Source organism: Variovorax sp. DAIF25 (assembly GCF_050711835.1).
Classification (GTDB): domain Bacteria; phylum Pseudomonadota; class Gammaproteobacteria; order Burkholderiales; family Burkholderiaceae_C; genus Variovorax.
On sequence record NZ_CP136636.1, the window covers coordinates 3,872,876 to 3,887,038 of the forward strand.

Annotated in this window: 18 protein-coding genes; 16 read left to right on the forward strand and 2 right to left on the reverse strand. The window is 69.2% G+C overall.

Annotated elements, in window-relative coordinates:
- Positions 1–28 precede the first annotated feature (28 nt).
- The 6 genes from R0232_RS18005 to R0232_RS18030 all read left to right on the forward strand — a co-directional run bounded on the left by R0232_RS18005 (position 29) and on the right by R0232_RS18030 (position 4,171).
- On the forward strand, positions 29–643 hold the full coding sequence (locus R0232_RS18005; RefSeq protein WP_431508937.1) for a DUF938 domain-containing protein: 615 nt from the start codon (positions 29–31) through the stop codon (positions 641–643).
- 284 nt (positions 644–927) lie between these two features.
- Entirely contained in the window at positions 928–1,947 is a 1,020-nt protein-coding gene (locus tag R0232_RS18010; RefSeq protein ID WP_408908411.1) for a patatin-like phospholipase family protein, read from the forward strand.
- Positions 1,948–1,984: 37 nt separating this feature from the next.
- Entirely contained in the window at positions 1,985–2,512 is a 528-nt protein-coding gene (locus R0232_RS18015; protein WP_431508938.1) for an RICIN domain-containing protein, read from the forward strand.
- Between the two features lie 124 nt (positions 2,513–2,636).
- The gene (locus tag R0232_RS18020; protein WP_431508939.1) at positions 2,637–3,041 is read left to right on the forward strand and encodes a nuclear transport factor 2 family protein; all 405 of its coding nucleotides are present in this window, start codon (positions 2,637–2,639) and stop codon (positions 3,039–3,041) included.
- On the forward strand, positions 3,038–3,619 hold the full coding sequence (locus R0232_RS18025) for a TetR/AcrR family transcriptional regulator (RefSeq protein ID WP_208511671.1): 582 nt from the start codon (positions 3,038–3,040) through the stop codon (positions 3,617–3,619). The genes R0232_RS18020 and R0232_RS18025 overlap by 4 nt, the downstream gene beginning before the upstream one ends.
- An 81-nt stretch (positions 3,620–3,700) precedes the next feature.
- Positions 3,701–4,171, forward strand: coding sequence for a Rid family hydrolase (locus R0232_RS18030; RefSeq protein WP_431508940.1), 471 nt, complete (start codon positions 3,701–3,703; stop codon positions 4,169–4,171).
- Here R0232_RS18030 and R0232_RS18035 read toward each other — a convergent pair.
- Positions 4,137–4,682 carry a hypothetical protein gene (locus R0232_RS18035; protein WP_431508941.1) on the reverse strand — a complete coding sequence of 182 codons (546 nt, stop codon included), beginning with the start codon at positions 4,680–4,682 and terminating at the stop codon, positions 4,137–4,139. The genes R0232_RS18030 and R0232_RS18035 overlap by 35 nt on opposite strands.
- 90 nt (positions 4,683–4,772) lie before the next feature.
- On the opposite strand from R0232_RS18035, the gene R0232_RS18040 reads away from it, so the two are divergent.
- The 7 genes from R0232_RS18040 to R0232_RS18070 all read left to right on the forward strand — a co-directional run bounded on the left by R0232_RS18040 (position 4,773) and on the right by R0232_RS18070 (position 10,601).
- Entirely contained in the window at positions 4,773–5,366 is a 594-nt protein-coding gene (locus tag R0232_RS18040) for a DUF4304 domain-containing protein (RefSeq protein ID WP_431508942.1), read from the forward strand.
- Positions 5,367–5,502: 136 nt separating this feature from the next.
- Positions 5,503–6,516: an acyl-CoA dehydrogenase gene (locus R0232_RS18045; protein WP_431508943.1), complete on the forward strand. Its 1,014-nt coding sequence runs from the start codon at positions 5,503–5,505 to the stop codon at positions 6,514–6,516.
- Entirely contained in the window at positions 6,504–7,286 is a 783-nt protein-coding gene (locus R0232_RS18050) for a PIG-L deacetylase family protein (protein ID WP_431508944.1), read from the forward strand. The genes R0232_RS18045 and R0232_RS18050 overlap by 13 nt, the downstream gene beginning before the upstream one ends.
- On the forward strand, positions 7,283–7,903 hold the full coding sequence (locus R0232_RS18055; RefSeq protein WP_431508945.1) for a class I SAM-dependent methyltransferase: 621 nt from the start codon (positions 7,283–7,285) through the stop codon (positions 7,901–7,903). Before R0232_RS18050 ends, R0232_RS18055 begins: the two co-directional genes overlap by 4 nt.
- A 183-nt stretch (positions 7,904–8,086) precedes the next feature.
- The gene (locus tag R0232_RS18060) at positions 8,087–8,395 is read left to right on the forward strand and encodes a plasmid stabilization protein (RefSeq protein WP_431508946.1); all 309 of its coding nucleotides are present in this window, start codon (positions 8,087–8,089) and stop codon (positions 8,393–8,395) included.
- A 25-nt stretch (positions 8,396–8,420) separates the two neighbouring features.
- Positions 8,421–9,284 carry an NmrA family NAD(P)-binding protein gene (locus R0232_RS18065; protein WP_431508947.1) on the forward strand — a complete coding sequence of 288 codons (864 nt, stop codon included), beginning with the start codon at positions 8,421–8,423 and terminating at the stop codon, positions 9,282–9,284.
- Positions 9,285–9,380: 96 nt separating this feature from the next.
- Entirely contained in the window at positions 9,381–10,601 is a 1,221-nt protein-coding gene (locus tag R0232_RS18070) for an esterase-like activity of phytase family protein (RefSeq protein ID WP_431508948.1), read from the forward strand.
- Between the two features lie 34 nt (positions 10,602–10,635).
- Here the strand turns inward: R0232_RS18070 and R0232_RS18075 are convergent, their stop codons facing one another.
- Complete coding sequence (locus R0232_RS18075; RefSeq protein WP_431508949.1) at positions 10,636–11,697, reverse strand: aldo/keto reductase; 1,062 nt, start codon at positions 11,695–11,697, stop codon at positions 10,636–10,638.
- A 194-nt stretch (positions 11,698–11,891) separates the two neighbouring features.
- Between R0232_RS18075 and R0232_RS18080 the strand changes: the two genes are divergently transcribed.
- The 3 genes from R0232_RS18080 (at position 11,892) to R0232_RS18090 (ending at position 14,127) form a co-directional block, all read left to right on the forward strand.
- A complete protein-coding gene (locus R0232_RS18080) occupies positions 11,892–12,884 on the forward strand; it encodes an AraC family transcriptional regulator (protein ID WP_431508950.1) in 993 nt (330 codons plus the stop codon).
- A 116-nt stretch (positions 12,885–13,000) separates the two neighbouring features.
- Complete coding sequence (locus tag R0232_RS18085; RefSeq protein WP_093341927.1) at positions 13,001–13,180, forward strand: DUF3606 domain-containing protein; 180 nt, start codon at positions 13,001–13,003, stop codon at positions 13,178–13,180.
- A 23-nt stretch (positions 13,181–13,203) separates the two neighbouring features.
- Positions 13,204–14,127 carry a cation diffusion facilitator family transporter gene (locus tag R0232_RS18090; RefSeq protein ID WP_431508951.1) on the forward strand — a complete coding sequence of 308 codons (924 nt, stop codon included), beginning with the start codon at positions 13,204–13,206 and terminating at the stop codon, positions 14,125–14,127.
- Positions 14,128–14,163: the final 36 nt, after the last annotated feature.

Genomic DNA, 14,163 nt, shown 5'->3' on the forward strand with positions numbered 1-14,163 from the left:
GCTCCCGCCCATCGCCACCGAGCACCGCATGTCCGATCTTTCCTTCAGCCCCGCCGCCGACCGCAACAAGCAACCGATTCTCGAGCGGCTGCGCGACCTCCTCGGCGATGAGGGCGCGGCGCTCGAGATCGCCTCGGGCACGGGCCAGCATGCCGAGTGGTTCGCGACGGCCTTGCCCAGCTGGACCTGGCAGACCAGCGATGCCGATGCGCGCGCGCTGCCCGCGCTCGCGCGCCGCGTCGAGCAGGCCGGGCTGCCCGGCCTCAGGTCGCCCGTACTGCTCGACGTGATGGATGCACCCTGGCCCTCGCAAGGCGCGGCCTTCGCGCAGGATTTCGATGCGATCTACTGCGCGAACATGCTGCACATCTCGCCATGGGCCACCTGTGCCGCGCTGATGCAGGGCGCGGCGCGGCATCTGCGGCCCGGGGGCGTGCTGGTCACCTACGGGCCTTACTTCGAGGAAGGCACGGTGCCGGCGCCGAGCAACCTCGCGTTCGACCGGAGCCTGCGCGAGCGCGATCCGGCCTGGGGCATCCGCCCGTTGAAGGACGTGGAAGCGCAGGCGCGCGATGCGGGACTGCGCCTGCATGCGCGGCACGAGATGCCCGCGAACAATCTGCTGCTGGTGTTCGGGCATTGACGGTCACGATGCCGTCACATCGATCTGCCAATCGAAAGCTGCAATCTCAATTCCATCGAATGCATTGCAATGCGATCATTCGCCATGTCGAATAGACCATCCAATTGATGCGGAATTATCTATTCCGCCATTGAACTTTCTTCTCGCAACGGATTGCCGTGGGCGCTAATCCATTGGGTTGTACAACATTCCAATTCAGCGGGAATCCACTCGTAGACGACGATTGACGGCGAAGAAGAGACTCCGCGTCCCATCTCGGGATATGTCCTAAAGGAGTCTTTCCAGTGGCAAAGAAATTCACCATCCTGGCTTTCGTGGGCGGCGGAATTCGCGGACTCATGTCGGTCACGATTCTCAAGCGACTGAAGGAATACAGGCCCGACCTGATTCGCGATGTCGACCTGATCGCGGGTTGCTCGACCGGCTCGATCATCACGAGCGAATTGCTGGCGGGCAAGACGCCCGAGGAGATCATCCATCTCTTCACGCACGGCGAGCTGAACTTCTACGACAACATGAACACCGATCCGACGGCGCCGGCCTATCCGATCAAGTCGGTGTACGAAACGCAGGACCTGCTGCACGGCGCCAAGAAGGTCGGCGACGAGACCCGGAAGAAGGTGCTGTTCGTGACCTTCAACGTGGGCGGTCTCGAACTGGTCGACGGCATCGTGGTCCCCAAGCCGTGGTCGCCCTGGATGGTCACCAACATGCTGACCGAGGCCGACCTGAAGGACGGCTTCGACGGGCATGTGAACTACCCCATCGCCAAGGCCGCGACCTCGAGCGGCTCGATGCCGGGCCAGCTCAATTCCTTCGAAGGCAATGTCGACGGCGCCTTCTTCAACCACGATCCCACGATGGCCGCGATCGCGCTGGCCGTGCACAACGGACACAAGCTCGAGGACATCTCGGCCATCACCATCGGCACCGGATTGATGCCCGACTGGGTCGCGCCCAACACCTACGAATGGGGTGCGCGCCAATGGATGGACGGCGTGCCGAATCCGTTCGAGAACACGACACCGTTCCTGATGAACCAGGAGCGGTCCTCGCCGATGCTCGACATGTGCCTCAACGGCACCTCGGACAACCTGATGCCGACCCTGGCCAAGCTGATGCTCGGGGACCGCTTCACCAACCTCAATCCGCGGCTGCCGTGTTTCATCCCCGAGAACTCCACGAGCCCGCAGGCCATCTCGCTGCTGGAAGACCACGGCAACAAGCTGGATCTCGAGACGGCCTACCAGCTCATCGACAAGTACTGGCCGGGCGGTTCGAGCGATCAGCCGCTCGAGCCCTGAACGCCGCCATTCCCACCCATTGCGAACAGGAGAAATGATGCCGATCACCGACCCGGGATTCATTGCACCCGATGCCTACTTCATCACGCCGGAACAGCCCTTCGTCATCGGCCAGTTCGGCAAGCCGAGCCTGGTCCTCGACGTCTACGGGAACAACCCCGCCCCGAACCGGCAGGTCATCGCCTATCCGCCGAACGATGGACCCAACCAGGCGTGGCGCTTCATCCCCGCGGGCGCACCCGGCTGGTGGTACCTGCAGACGACCATGACCACCGGCTTCGTGCTCACCCTGGCCACCGAGCAGAACGTGGTGGTGGCGCCGATCTCCAAGGACGATGACCAGCGCAAGAACCAACTCTGGTGCCTGATGCCCAGCGAAGTCCTCGGCTACTGGTTCATCCAGAGCAAGTCCGTGGTGAGCAACGAGCTCAATGCCAAGGTCATCGGTACCAGCAATGCGGCGGCGCCGTCGATCCCCGACCCGATCGCCGTCGTGGTCGACGTGGACTATGCGAACTACACGCCGCTGGTCTGGTCGTTCAGGCCCATCCCCGTGACGGGCTGACGCGCCGCCCCTCGCGTGAGCGGGGGCATCGGTCGTCGATATTTGATCGATCGTTACAGTAAGCCATAGAATCGATTCGAGGGGCCGGTACGGGACCGGCCCCTTCTTTTTGGGGGATGTAGACATGACCGATGCCGCGGTGCGAGAACTCGTGGAAACCCTGTTCCGCAAGAACCGGGAAGGCGCCGATCCGGCCGAGATCGCCACCCTGTTCAGCGAGGACGTCGACTGGTTCATCGCGGGCGACACGGCAACCGTGCCGTGGATCGGCCGCAAGAGCGGCCGGCATGGCGTGGCCGAGTTCTTCCGCCAGCTGCGCGAACACGTGGCGCCCGAGCGCTTCGCGATCGACGCCATCCTCGTGGGGCCCGGGCGTGCCGTGGTGCTCGGCGACCTGGCCACGCGCGTGAAGCGCACCGGCCGGCTGATCGAGACCGCCTTCGCCTTCGACATCGGCGTACGCGACGGCCTGATCGTGCGCTACCACATGCTCGAGGACAGCTGGGCCGTGGCCGAGGCCACGCGGTGAGCGGCCGGCCGCGCGGCTTCGACGACACCGCCGTGGTCGAGGCGGCGATGGACGTGTTCTGGTCGAACGGCTACGACGGCAGCTCGGCCGAGGCGCTGTGCCAGCAGACGGGCCTGGGTCGCGGCAGCCTCTACAACGCCTTCGGCAGCAAGCAGCAGCTCTACGAGCAGGCGCTGCTGCGCTACCAGGAGCTCGGCATCGAGGCGCAGACGCGCATCCTCAACGGACCCGGCAGCGCGAAGGAGCGGCTGCGCGGCCTGATGCTGTGGGGCATCGAGGGCGACCTCGATCCGCGCCAGCGGCGCGGCTGCATGGCGTTGCTCGCGGCGCTGGACCGCGCGGGCAAGGACCCGGCGGTGGCCGAGATCAGCCGCGTCTACGTGGTGCGGCTCGAACAGCTGCTGTGCCACCTGTTCGCGGTGGGGCAGCGCAACGGCGAGTTCCGCGGCGAGCGGCAGCCGCTGGAGATGGCGCGCGCCTTTCTCGCGAGCTACTACGGCCTGCGCATCCTCGGCCAGTCGATGCCCGATCGCGCCTTTCTCGAGGACGCGATGGAGGGGACGCTCGCGAGGCTTTGACGCCGGCCTGCGTTTCATGACGGCGGACCTTCGCGGTCCGCTTTTTTGGCCAAATTCTTGAACAATCATTCCATTGAAACGATGAACCCGATTTCCATCGACGGCATGCGCGAGATTCCCACGCGCACCGGCAAGGTCGTGATCCCCGACGCGCTCGCGGCGGATGTCGCGCAGTTCCACTACGCACCCGCGCGACGCGCCGGCGATGTCGTCCATCTCTCGGGCATCGTGGCCTGCCAGCGCGGCCCCGAGGCGATGGACGAGCCCGGCTTCGAGGACGAGCTGCGCAGCGTCTTCCGCCAGATCGAGCGCCTGCTGCTCGCCTGCGACGCGCGGCTCGACGACGTGGTCGAGCTGCAGATGTTCCATGTCTTCGGCAGCGCGAAGCTGCGCCTGGACAAGGCCGGCCAGCTCGCGGCCATGGCGCGCGTGCGCGACGAGTTCTTCGCGGCGCCTTATCCCGCGGCGGTGGAACTGGCCGTCGCCGAGCTGAACCCCGACGGGGGACTGGTCGAGATCAAGGCGACGGCGTTCGCGCCGCTCGGGCGCTGAGACCGGGGTCGGCCGCGTCGCGGTCGATCTCCGCGACCAGGGCGTGCAGCCAGCTGCGATGCGCCGCGAAGCTCGTCAGACCATCCTCGGCGGCTTCGCGCGATGCCAGGTGGCGATCGAGGAAGCGGAAGCCCACGGAGTCGGCGGCCTGTCGCAGCGTCTCGATGGTGAGGTCGCATTCGTAGAGGAAGTCGAAGCGGCTGGCCCAGAAGCCTTGCTCGGTGCGGGCCAGCACTTCGAAGGCGCCGGGGTCCTCGATGCTGAACTCGATGAACGCCAGGCCGTCGTGCTGGCGCCAGACGGCCGCGACGCGGCTGTCGCGGTCCCACAGCGGCACCAGCGCCGGGCCCTCGGGCACTGCAGCGCCGTGGTAGACATAGAAGGGCGGTCCGAGGCAGCAGCCCCTGAAGGCCTCCTGCAGGCAGTCGCCCGATGCGAGCCGCTGCATGGCCTCGGACACGCCGAGCTCGCGCAAGGCCGCCATCCGCTGATCCTGTGCCACCACTGCCATCCGTCGTTCTCCTGAAACGCGGGGGCGAGCATAGCGAACACGATGGCGCGGTCAGAATGCGCCTTTCCATCCACTCGCACCACGAAGCCGATGACCACCCGAGCCGCCTTCCTCAAGCTGCTGACCCGCCAGCTCTATCCCGTGCTCCAGGCCGAAGGCTTCGAGGGCACGGGCCAGACCTTGCGACGCATCGAGGGCCCGGTGATCCATGTGTTCAACGTGCAGGGCGCGAGCGGCGGCAAGCAGTGCTACCTGAACCTCGGCGCGCACCTCGATTTCCTGCCGACCGAAGGCGGTGGCCAGGTCGCGCCGACGGAGATCGAGGAATCGCATTGCGTGTTCCGCGACCGCATGGACCCGCCGCCCGGACCGGCCTACGGCTGGGCCTATGGCAGCTCGATGGCGGAAACCGAGGAGACGGTCGCGTTCATCGTGAGCGAATGGTCCGGACCCGGACGCGCCTTCTTCGCGCGGCACGGCAGCTATCCGCAGGGCTTCGTGCAGATGCTGCGCGAGACCGATCCGACCGCGATCCATGCGCGCACGGCACTGCACCTCGCGCGGATCGCGGTGCACCTGGGCGAGCGGTCGATCGCCCAGGCACTGGTCGACACGGGCCTGGCGAAGGCACCCGAGCGCGCCACCAGCCTGAAGGCGGATCTCGAGAAGGTGCTCGGGGACTGATCGCGCTCGGTGGAGGGGCGCGTCACCGCTGCTCCTACAAGGCCGGAGGCTGCCTGCCGACGGGACGGGGGAAAGGCGCTGTCTATGGTCGCGTGAGTTCAACAGGCCCACACAGACACGGCGACGCCCACGATCCATGACGGAGGACCTCAGCAGCGACACCCTCGAGCGGCTTCGGCTTCCCGCCGATCCTGCGGCCGCACTGACCCGCCTCGTCGAAGCCGGCGCCGACCGCGTGCCCTGGCCCGCCCAGGGCCGCACGCTGATGCGCTGGCGTGCGTTGGCCGAGGTCGCGGCACACGATCTCTCGCTGGCCAAGCTCTACGAGGGCCACACCGATGCGCTCGCGATACTGGCCGAGCTGCATGGCCCCGCCGTGCCGCCCGGCTCGCGCTGGGGCACCTGGTGCGCCGAACCGCCCGATGCGCGCGTCGCCATGCGGCCCGAGGAGGGCTGTCCCGGCGCCATGCGGCTCGACGGGCGCAAGGCCTGGTGCTCGGGCGCCGCGGGTCTCACGCATGCGATCGTCAGCGTGCACGACGAGGAGGGCCGTGCCTGCCTCGCGGCCGTGTCGCTCCGGCAGCCGGGCGTTCGCGTCTCGGATGAAGGCTGGGAGGCTGTCGGCATGGCGGCGAGCGCGAGCGTCGACGTGCATTTCGACCATGCGCTCGCGGTGCCGGTCGGCAGGCCGGGCGATTACGTGAGCCGGCCGGGCTTCTGGCAGGGCGGTGCGGGCATCGCGGCCTGCTGGTGGGGCGGCGCGCTCGGCATCTCGCGCCAGGTGCTCGCGCTCGCGGCACGGGGCGCCAAGCCGGACGCGCATCGGCTCGCGCACCTTGGCGCCATCGATGCCGCGCTGGCCGGCGGCGCCGCGGTGCTGCAGCAGGCCGCGCACTGGATCGACACCCATCCGGCCGACGACGCCCGCCGCGTGGCCCTGAATGCGCGCCTCGTGGTGGAGCAGTCCGCCGAAACGGTGCTGCGCCACGCGGGCCGCGCGCTCGGTGCCGCGCCGCTGTGCCGCGATGCGCGCTTCGCGCGCGCGATGGCCGACCTGCCGGTGTACTTGCGCCAAAGCCATGCCGAGCGCGACCTGGCCGCGCTGGGGCAGATCGTTTTCGACGAAAGGAGTGCCGCATGGGCGCTGTGACGAACAAGGCACTCGACGACCCGGCCCGCCGTGCGATCCGCGGCGACGGCACCACCGAGGACGAATGGAACGACTGGCCCGGGCTGGCCCGACTCCCCGCCATCGATGCGGAACAACTGGTGCCCGCGGGCGCGCGCGTCGTGGTCGTGGCGCCGCATCCCGACGACGAGGTGCTCGCGGTCGGCGGCCTGCTGGCGCAGCTCGCGCAGCAGGGCCGCGAGGTGGTGGTGATCGCCGTGACCGACGGCACCGCCAGCCATCGCGGATCGGCCGTGTGGCCGCCCGAGCGGCTGGCGCGCAACCGCCCGCGCGAAAGCCTGCGCGCGCTCGAGCGGCTGGGCCTGTCGATCGAGCCGGTGCGGCTCGCGCTGCCCGACGGCGGGCTGCAGGCGGTGCAGGCCATGCTGGCGGCGCAATTGGTGTCGCTGCTGCGGCCGCACGACGTGGTCTTCACGACCTGGCGCCGCGATGGCCATCCCGACCACGAGGCCACGGGCCAGGCCTGCGCGCTGGCGGCCGCGAGCGCGGGCGCGCGGCTGGTCGAGGTGCCGGTCTGGGGCTGGCACTGGGCACGTCCCGCGGATGCGCGCATGCCATGGCGGCACGCACGGCGCCTGCTGCTCGACCCCGAGGCGCTGCGGCGCAAGCGCGATGCGGTGCGCGCCTTCACGAGCCAGTTGCGGCGCGATCCATCGACCGGTGCGCCGCCGGTGCTGCGCGCCACCACGCTGGCGCGCGCGCAGCGGCCGTACGAAGTGGTCTTCCTGTGAGCAGCGACACGCACCGCCCGTACTTCGACGCGCTCTACGCGGCCAGCGAGGACCCTTATGCGCTGCGCGCGCGCTGGTACGAGGCACGCAAACGCGCGGTGCTGCTCGCCGCATTGCCGCGGCCGAACTACCGGGACGCGTTCGAGCCCGGCTGCGGCATCGGCGAACTCACGCTGGAACTGGCCCCGCGCTGCGACCGGCTGCTCGCGAGCGATTTCTCGGCGCAGGCGGTGGCGACCGCGCGGCGGCGCACGGCCGGGCTCGGCCATGTCGAGGTACGACAGCAGACGCTGCCCGAGGACTGGCCGCTCGAGCCACAGCCGGGCCCCGGCCGTTTCGATCTGATCGTGCTCAGCGAGATCGGCTACTTTCTGGATCGCGAGGCCATGGGCCGCGTGGCCGCCTGCTGCGAACGCACGCTGGATGTCGACGGCACGCTGGTGGCCTGCGACTGGCGCCCCGACTTCGCGCAGCGCAGCCTCTCGACCGCCGACGTGCACGGCGCACTGGCCGCGCTCGGCCTCGCGCGGCTGGTGCTGCACGAGGAGGACGACTTCGTGTTGCAGGTGTGGGCGCGCGACGCGCGCTCGGTCGCCGAGCGCGAAGGCATCCGCTGATTGGATCGCCATCGCGGAGGGCCGGAGGCCTGAAGCACCGCCTTCTGCCACACACCTCGATGCATCCCTGTGGCGTCGCCGACGACGGACAGCACTGACGCAGGCCGCTTGGCTTTTCTTACCCGGGGTGCACGCGGCGCGCGCAGCATGGTTTTCATCTTCATCCACACAGGAGCGATGACCATGCCAAGAGGCGACAAGTCGTCCTACACGGACAAGCAGAGACGCAAAGCCGAACACATCGAGGACGGCTACGAGAAACGCGGCGTGGGCAAGGGCGAGGCCGAGCGCCGTGCCTGGGCCACCGTCAATGCCGAGACCGGCGGCGGCAAGAAGAGCGGCTCGGGCCGCGGCAAGGTCGAGAACCATGCGCCGTCGCGCAAGGGCGGCCACAAGGGAGGTGCCGCGGCGGCGAGCCGGCCCGCAGCCGCGCGATCGGCCTCGGCGCGCAAGGCCGCGGCCACGCGCAAGCGCAACGAGCAGCGCGGTTGAGCGCAAGCACACTCACGGAGACACCATGCACATCATCCTCGGAGCCACCGGCCACGTGGGCTCGGCCCTGGCCGAAGCCCTGCTGGCCAAGGGCCAGCCCGTCACCGTCATCACGCGCCAGGCCGCGAAGACCGGGGCGCTGCGCAAGAAGGGCGCCAAGGTCGCGGTGGTCGACGTGTTCGACGTCGCCGCGTTCCAGCGCGTGCTGGCCGGCGGCAAGCGCCTGTTCCTGCTGAACCCGCCCGCGGCGCCCTCGACCGACACCGCGGCCGAGGAACGGCGCAGCCTGCGCAGCATCCTGCGCGCGGTGGAAGGCGCCGACCTCGAGAAGATCGTGGCCGAGTCGGCCTATGGCGCGCAGCCCGGCGAGCGCATCGGCGACCTCGGCGTGCTCTACGAGATGGAGCAGGCGCTCGCGGCCCAGCCGGTTCCCACCGCCGTGATCCGCGCGGCCTACTACATGAGCAATTGGGACCTGTCGCTGCAGACGGCGCAGCAGCAGGGCGTGGTCCACACCATGTACCCGGTCGACTTCGCGCTGCCGATGGTGGCGCCGCGCGACCTGGGCCAGTTCGCGGCCCGGCTGATGGAAGGGCCGGCCAAGGACTCGGGCCCGCACCACGTGGAAGGGCCCGAGGCCTACACCAGCGCGGATGTGGCCGAGGCCTTCGCGCTGGCGCTGAACAAGCCGGTGCGCGCGGTCCAGACGCCGCGCAGCCAGTGGGAGCATGCGTTCAAGGCGATGGGTTTCTCGGACGCGGGCGCGGCCTCGTATGCGGCGATGACGCGCGTCACGCTCGAGAAGAAGTACGAGGCCGAGAACCCCGAGCGCGGGCGCGTCTCGCTGCGCGAATACATCGCGGCGCTGGTGCGCCGGAACACGGGCTGAGCGGGGGCGCTCCCGGCGTCGTGGGCGGCGCGGCTTCACCGAACCGTCATCTGCCCTGCCTAGCATCCGGCGCTTCGCCCACTCGCGCAGCGCCCGATGCCTTCCTTCGCACCTCCCTTCAAGCCCGCCGCTCTTCGTCTTCTGGCAGCGGCGCTCTGCGCGGCCACGGTCCTGACCGCCTGCGGCGGGGGTGGCGACGGCGCCGTGTTCCTGCCGGTGGCACCGGCGCCCGCGCCCGCGGCGCCGCCACCCGCGCCGGCGCCCGCACCCGAGCGCAGCGTGCAGAGCGTGCGGCTGATCGGCGAACAGGTACTGGCCAACGACCTGAAGATCGACGGCGTGCAGGTCGGCGGGCTCTCGGCGGTCGACTACGACCCGGCCACCAGGCTCTGGTATTTCCTCAGCGACGACCGCGTCTCGTCGCGCTTCCACACGGCCGAGCTGGACTACGACGGCCAGCGCTTCTCCTCGGTGCGCTTCCGTTCGACGATCGCGCTCAAGGACATGAACGGCAAGGTCTATTCCAACGTCTCCGGCAGTCCCAGCATCGCGGCCGATCCCGAATCGTTCCGCATCGACCCGCAGGGCGGCGGCCTGTGGTGGGGCAGCGAGGGCGACCGCGCACGCGGCCTCGATCCCTTCGTGGCACGCATGGCCATCGATGGCGTGGCCAACCTGATCCTGCCGGCGCCCGCGATGTTCAGGATGTCGCCGACGCAGGAGAAGGGCTCGCGCAACAACGCGACCTACGAGGCGCTGAGCTTCTCGGCCGACGGCAAGAGCCTGTGGGTCGGCATGGAAGCGCCGATCTACGAGGACGGCCCCTTGCCCATGCCCACGAGCGGCGCGGTCTCGCGCTTCACGCAGTTCGACCGCGCGGGCGCGGTGCTGCGCCAGGTGGCCTATCCGATCGATGCGATCCCCAAGGCGCCCACCGGACCGAACGCCGACAACGGCGTGTCGGAGATGCTCGCGATCAACGAGCACCAGTTCCTGGTGATCGAGCGCGCGGGCGTGCAGGCCGCCGACGGCAACTACAGCAACTACATCCGCCTCTACGAGATCGAGACCGAGGGCGCCACCGACGTGCGCGGCCTCGCCAGCCTCGTGGGCGCCGACTACAAGCCGGTGCGCAAGCGCCTGGTGCTCGACCTCAACACGCTGGGGCTGGCCAAGCTCGACAACATCGAGGGCATCACCTGGGGACCGAAGCTGCCCAACGGCAACGACACGCTGGTGCTGGTGTCGGACAACAACTTCAACACCGCGAGCCAGATCACGCAGCTGCTGGCCTTCGAGGTGCAGCCGAAGAAGTAGGGCAGGGCCGCCGCGCGGCGGCCCTTTCGTCGGCTCAGCCGCGCGACAGCGAATCCGCCACGCGCTGGCGCCGCACGCCGCCCTGGCGCTCGAGCATCCAGCCCGGGTACTCGGCCGGCAGCGCGCTGACCTTGTCGAGCCGCGCGAGCTCGTCGGCATCGAGCTGGATGGCGGTGGCGGCGATGTTGTCGTCGAGCTGGTCGACACGCTTGGCGCCGATGATCACGCTGGTCACCACCGGCTGGTGCAGCAGCCAGGCCAGCGCGATCTGCGCCACCGAGACATTGCGCGCCTCGGCCAGTTCGCGCATGACGTCGATGCAGTCGAAGGCGCGTTCCTTGTCGACCGGCGGAAAGTCGAAGGCGATGCGGCGGCTGCCCTGCTCGGCCTGCTGCGCCTCGCCCGCGCGGCTGTACTTGCCGCTGAGGAAGCCACCGGCCAGCGGGCTCCAGACCATCAGGCCGACCTCCTCGCTGCGCAGCATCGGCACCAGTTCGCGCTCGAGGTCGCGGCCCGCGATGGTGTAGTAGGCCTGCAGCGATTCGAAGCGTGCCAGGCCCTTGCGCTCGGCGATGCCCAGCGCCTTGACGATCTGCCAGGCGGCCCAGTTCGACACGCCCACGTAGCGCACGTGGCCGTGGCGCACCAGGGTGTCGAGCGCCTCCACGGTTTCCTCGATCCGCGTGGCGGGGTCGAAGCCGTGGATCTGGTAGAGGTCGATGTGGTCGAGCTGCAGCCGCTGCAGGCTGGCCTTCACGCCGTCCATGATGTGGTAGCGCGAGGCGCCGGCCGAGTTGACGCCCTTGCTGCCGGTCTCGCCGAGCACCTTGGTCGCCACCACCACCTTGTCGCGCGGCACCTTGAGGTTCTTGAGCGCCTGGCCGGTGATGATTTCCGACTGGCCTTCGGAATAGACGTCGGCGGTGTCGATGAAGTTGATGCCGGCGTCGAGCGCGCGGCCGACGAGCGCCTCGGCGTCGGATTGCTGGAGATCGCCGATCTGGCCCCAGATGCCCGAAGACCCGCCGAAGGTCATGGTGCCGAGGCAGAGTTCGGAGACGAAGAGGCCGGTGCGGCCGAATTTGCGGTATTGCATCGAAAGAATTCCTTTGCGTTGGGAAGCCCGGAGGGCTGCGAAAAGTATCCGGCCGGGCACCGCCCCGGGGCCAGCGCGTTCCTGCAAAGGTCTTGCCTAATTCTCCAGACCGGTGGCCGCAGGCGTGCGCTGGCGCCAGGGCAGGTTTAAGCTCCGAGCCGCTTGTTTCTCCACCGTGACAAGGACCCCGCCACATGTCCGACGAAACCCCCGACATCCTTTCCGCCATCGGCACGCCGCTGCCGCTCGAACCCGAACTCGACGAAGCCCGCAAGGAGCTGGTGCGCCTGATCAACCTGGTGACCGGCGGCCGCGACGGCTCCGTCGACACCGCGGTGCCCGGCCTGTTCGTCTACTGCGTCAGCAAGCCCGACGGCCCCAAGCACGCGATGCAGACGCCCGCGCTGGGCCTGATCGCGCAGGGTTCCAAGCGGATCATGGTGGGCGACGACATCTACGTGTACGACCCGATGCACTACCTGGTGACCTCGGTCGACCTGCCGGTGTGCGGCCAGGTGCGCGTGACCAGCGAGCAGGAGCCCTACCTGGGCGTGCGGCTCGAGCTCGCGGTCGACGAGATCGGCGAGCTGATCCGCAACGAGCAGCTGCCGGCCAAGGCCAATGCACCGGCCTCGCGCGGCATGTACGTCAACCGCATCGCGATGCCCGTGCTCGAGCCGGTGCTGCGGCTGCTGCGCCTGCTGGAAACGCCCGAGGACGTGCCGATCATGGCGCCGCTGATCAAGCGCGAGATCATGTACCGGCTGCTGGTGAACGGCGAGGGCGCGCGGCTGCGGCAGATCGCGCTGCAGGACAGCCACACCCAGCGCGTGGCCAAGGCGATCAGCGCGCTGCGCGTGAACTTCGCGCAGTCGCTGAAGGTGGAGGACATGGCGCGCGCGGTGCACATGAGCGTGTCCTCGTTCCACCACCACTTCAAGGCCGTGACCGCGATGAGCCCGCTGCAGTACCAGAAGCAGCTGCGCCTGCAGGAGGCCCGGCGGCTGATGCTGCTGACCGGCGCCGACGTGGCGACGGCGGCGCACGACGTGGGCTACGAAAGCCCCTCGCAGTTCGCGCGCGAATACGGCCGCATGTTCGGCGCGCCACCGCTGCGCGACAAGCGGCGCTGGCTCGGGGAAGCGGGCAACGACGCGCTCGGGGCCGCATCGCGCGAGGCCGCCTGAGCTTCCTGCCTGCGCCGCGCGCATGGATGCCGTCCTGCACGCGCTGTCGTCCGCGTCCGGCCTCGTGGCGCCGCGCGCTCGCGACACTGCGTGGCTTCAACGCAGGAGAACGCCCGATGTCCGAAGACCTTCAGATCCGCATCCCCAGGGACGATGACCGGATCGACGTGACCGATCTCAAGGAAGTCGACTACTGGACCGAATGGTTCGGAGTGTCGGAAGAGCGGCTTCGCACCGCCGTCGCCTCGGCCGGCACCCAGCGGGACGACCTGCGCATCTATCTCGGCCTGCCCTGAGGCCGGGGCCGGCCAGCCCCGCCATGGCCGAATCCCGCATCGCCATCTACGGCGCGATCGGCGCCAACATCGCCATCGCGGTCACGAAGTTCGTCGTGGCCGGCATCACCGGCAGTTCGGCGATGCTGTCCGAGGGCATCCATTCGTCGGTCGACACCTTCAACGGCATATTGCTGCTGGTCGGCCTGCGCCTGAGCAAGCGCCCGGCGAGCGTGGAGCATCCGTTCGGCCATGGCAAGGAGCTCTACTTCTGGAGCCTTATCGTCGCGGTGCTGATCTTCGGGCTCGGCGGCGGCGTGTCCTTCTATGAAGGCATCGAGCACATCCGCCATCCCGAGCCGCTGCGCGATCCGACCTGGAACTACGTGGTGCTCGCGGCCGCGGCGGTGTTCGAGGGCACGAGCTTCCTGATCGCGCTGCGGCAGTTCCGCGCCCAGGCCGGCGGCACGCCGTTCTGGCAGGCGCTGGACCGCAGCAAGGACCCGACCACCTACACCGTGCTGGCCGAGGACTCGGCCGCGCTGGCCGGCCTCGCGGTGGCGGCGCTGGGCATCTACCTCGGGCACCGCTTCGACATGCCGGTGTTCGACGGCGCGGCCTCGATGGTGATCGGCCTGCTGCTCGCGGGCGTGGCGCTGCTGCTGATCGCCCAGTCGCGCGGCCTGCTGATCGGGGAGGGCGTGCGGCCCGAGACGGCGCGCGCGATCCGCGAGCTGGCGATGGCGCAACCGCGCGTGGAGGAGGTGGGCCGCGTGCTGTCGATGTACATCGGACCCGACCAGGTGCTCGCGATCGTCGACGTCAATTTCAAGGACGACACCGACACCGGCGAAGCCGCCGCGGCCATCGCCGCGATCGAGCGGCAGGTGCGCGCGCGCTTTCCGATGATCAAGCGGCTGTTCATCGAGGCCAGCGACGCGCCGCCCGAGCCCGCCCCCCATTCCTGATCGCTGACGCCGCGCCGCGCGAACACGCTGGCGCGA

Bases quoted from the DNA above. Each gene is read 5' to 3' on its own strand.
- R0232_RS18005 (WP_431508937.1), top strand. From the start codon at position 29: ATGTCCGATCTTTCCTTCAGCCCCGCCGCCGACCGCAACAAGCAACCG.
- R0232_RS18015 (WP_431508938.1), top strand. From the start codon at position 1,985: ATGCCGATCACCGACCCGGGATTCATTGCACCCGATGCCTACTTCATC.
- R0232_RS18020 (WP_431508939.1), top strand. From the start codon at position 2,637: ATGACCGATGCCGCGGTGCGAGAACTCGTGGAAACCCTGTTCCGCAAG.
- R0232_RS18030 (WP_431508940.1), top strand. From the start codon at position 3,701: ATGAACCCGATTTCCATCGACGGCATGCGCGAGATTCCCACGCGCACC.
- R0232_RS18035 (WP_431508941.1), bottom strand. From the start codon at position 4,682: ATGGCAGTGGTGGCACAGGATCAGCGGATGGCGGCCTTGCGCGAGCTC.
- R0232_RS18040 (WP_431508942.1), top strand. From the start codon at position 4,773: ATGACCACCCGAGCCGCCTTCCTCAAGCTGCTGACCCGCCAGCTCTAT.
- R0232_RS18045 (WP_431508943.1), top strand. From the start codon at position 5,503: ATGACGGAGGACCTCAGCAGCGACACCCTCGAGCGGCTTCGGCTTCCC.
- R0232_RS18050 (WP_431508944.1), top strand. From the start codon at position 6,504: ATGGGCGCTGTGACGAACAAGGCACTCGACGACCCGGCCCGCCGTGCG.
- R0232_RS18060 (WP_431508946.1), top strand. From the start codon at position 8,087: ATGCCAAGAGGCGACAAGTCGTCCTACACGGACAAGCAGAGACGCAAA.
- R0232_RS18065 (WP_431508947.1), top strand. From the start codon at position 8,421: ATGCACATCATCCTCGGAGCCACCGGCCACGTGGGCTCGGCCCTGGCC.
- R0232_RS18070 (WP_431508948.1), top strand. From the start codon at position 9,381: ATGCCTTCCTTCGCACCTCCCTTCAAGCCCGCCGCTCTTCGTCTTCTG.
- R0232_RS18075 (WP_431508949.1), bottom strand. From the start codon at position 11,697: ATGCAATACCGCAAATTCGGCCGCACCGGCCTCTTCGTCTCCGAACTC.
- R0232_RS18080 (WP_431508950.1), top strand. From the start codon at position 11,892: ATGTCCGACGAAACCCCCGACATCCTTTCCGCCATCGGCACGCCGCTG.
- R0232_RS18085 (WP_093341927.1), top strand. From the start codon at position 13,001: ATGTCCGAAGACCTTCAGATCCGCATCCCCAGGGACGATGACCGGATC.
- R0232_RS18090 (WP_431508951.1), top strand. From the start codon at position 13,204: ATGGCCGAATCCCGCATCGCCATCTACGGCGCGATCGGCGCCAACATC.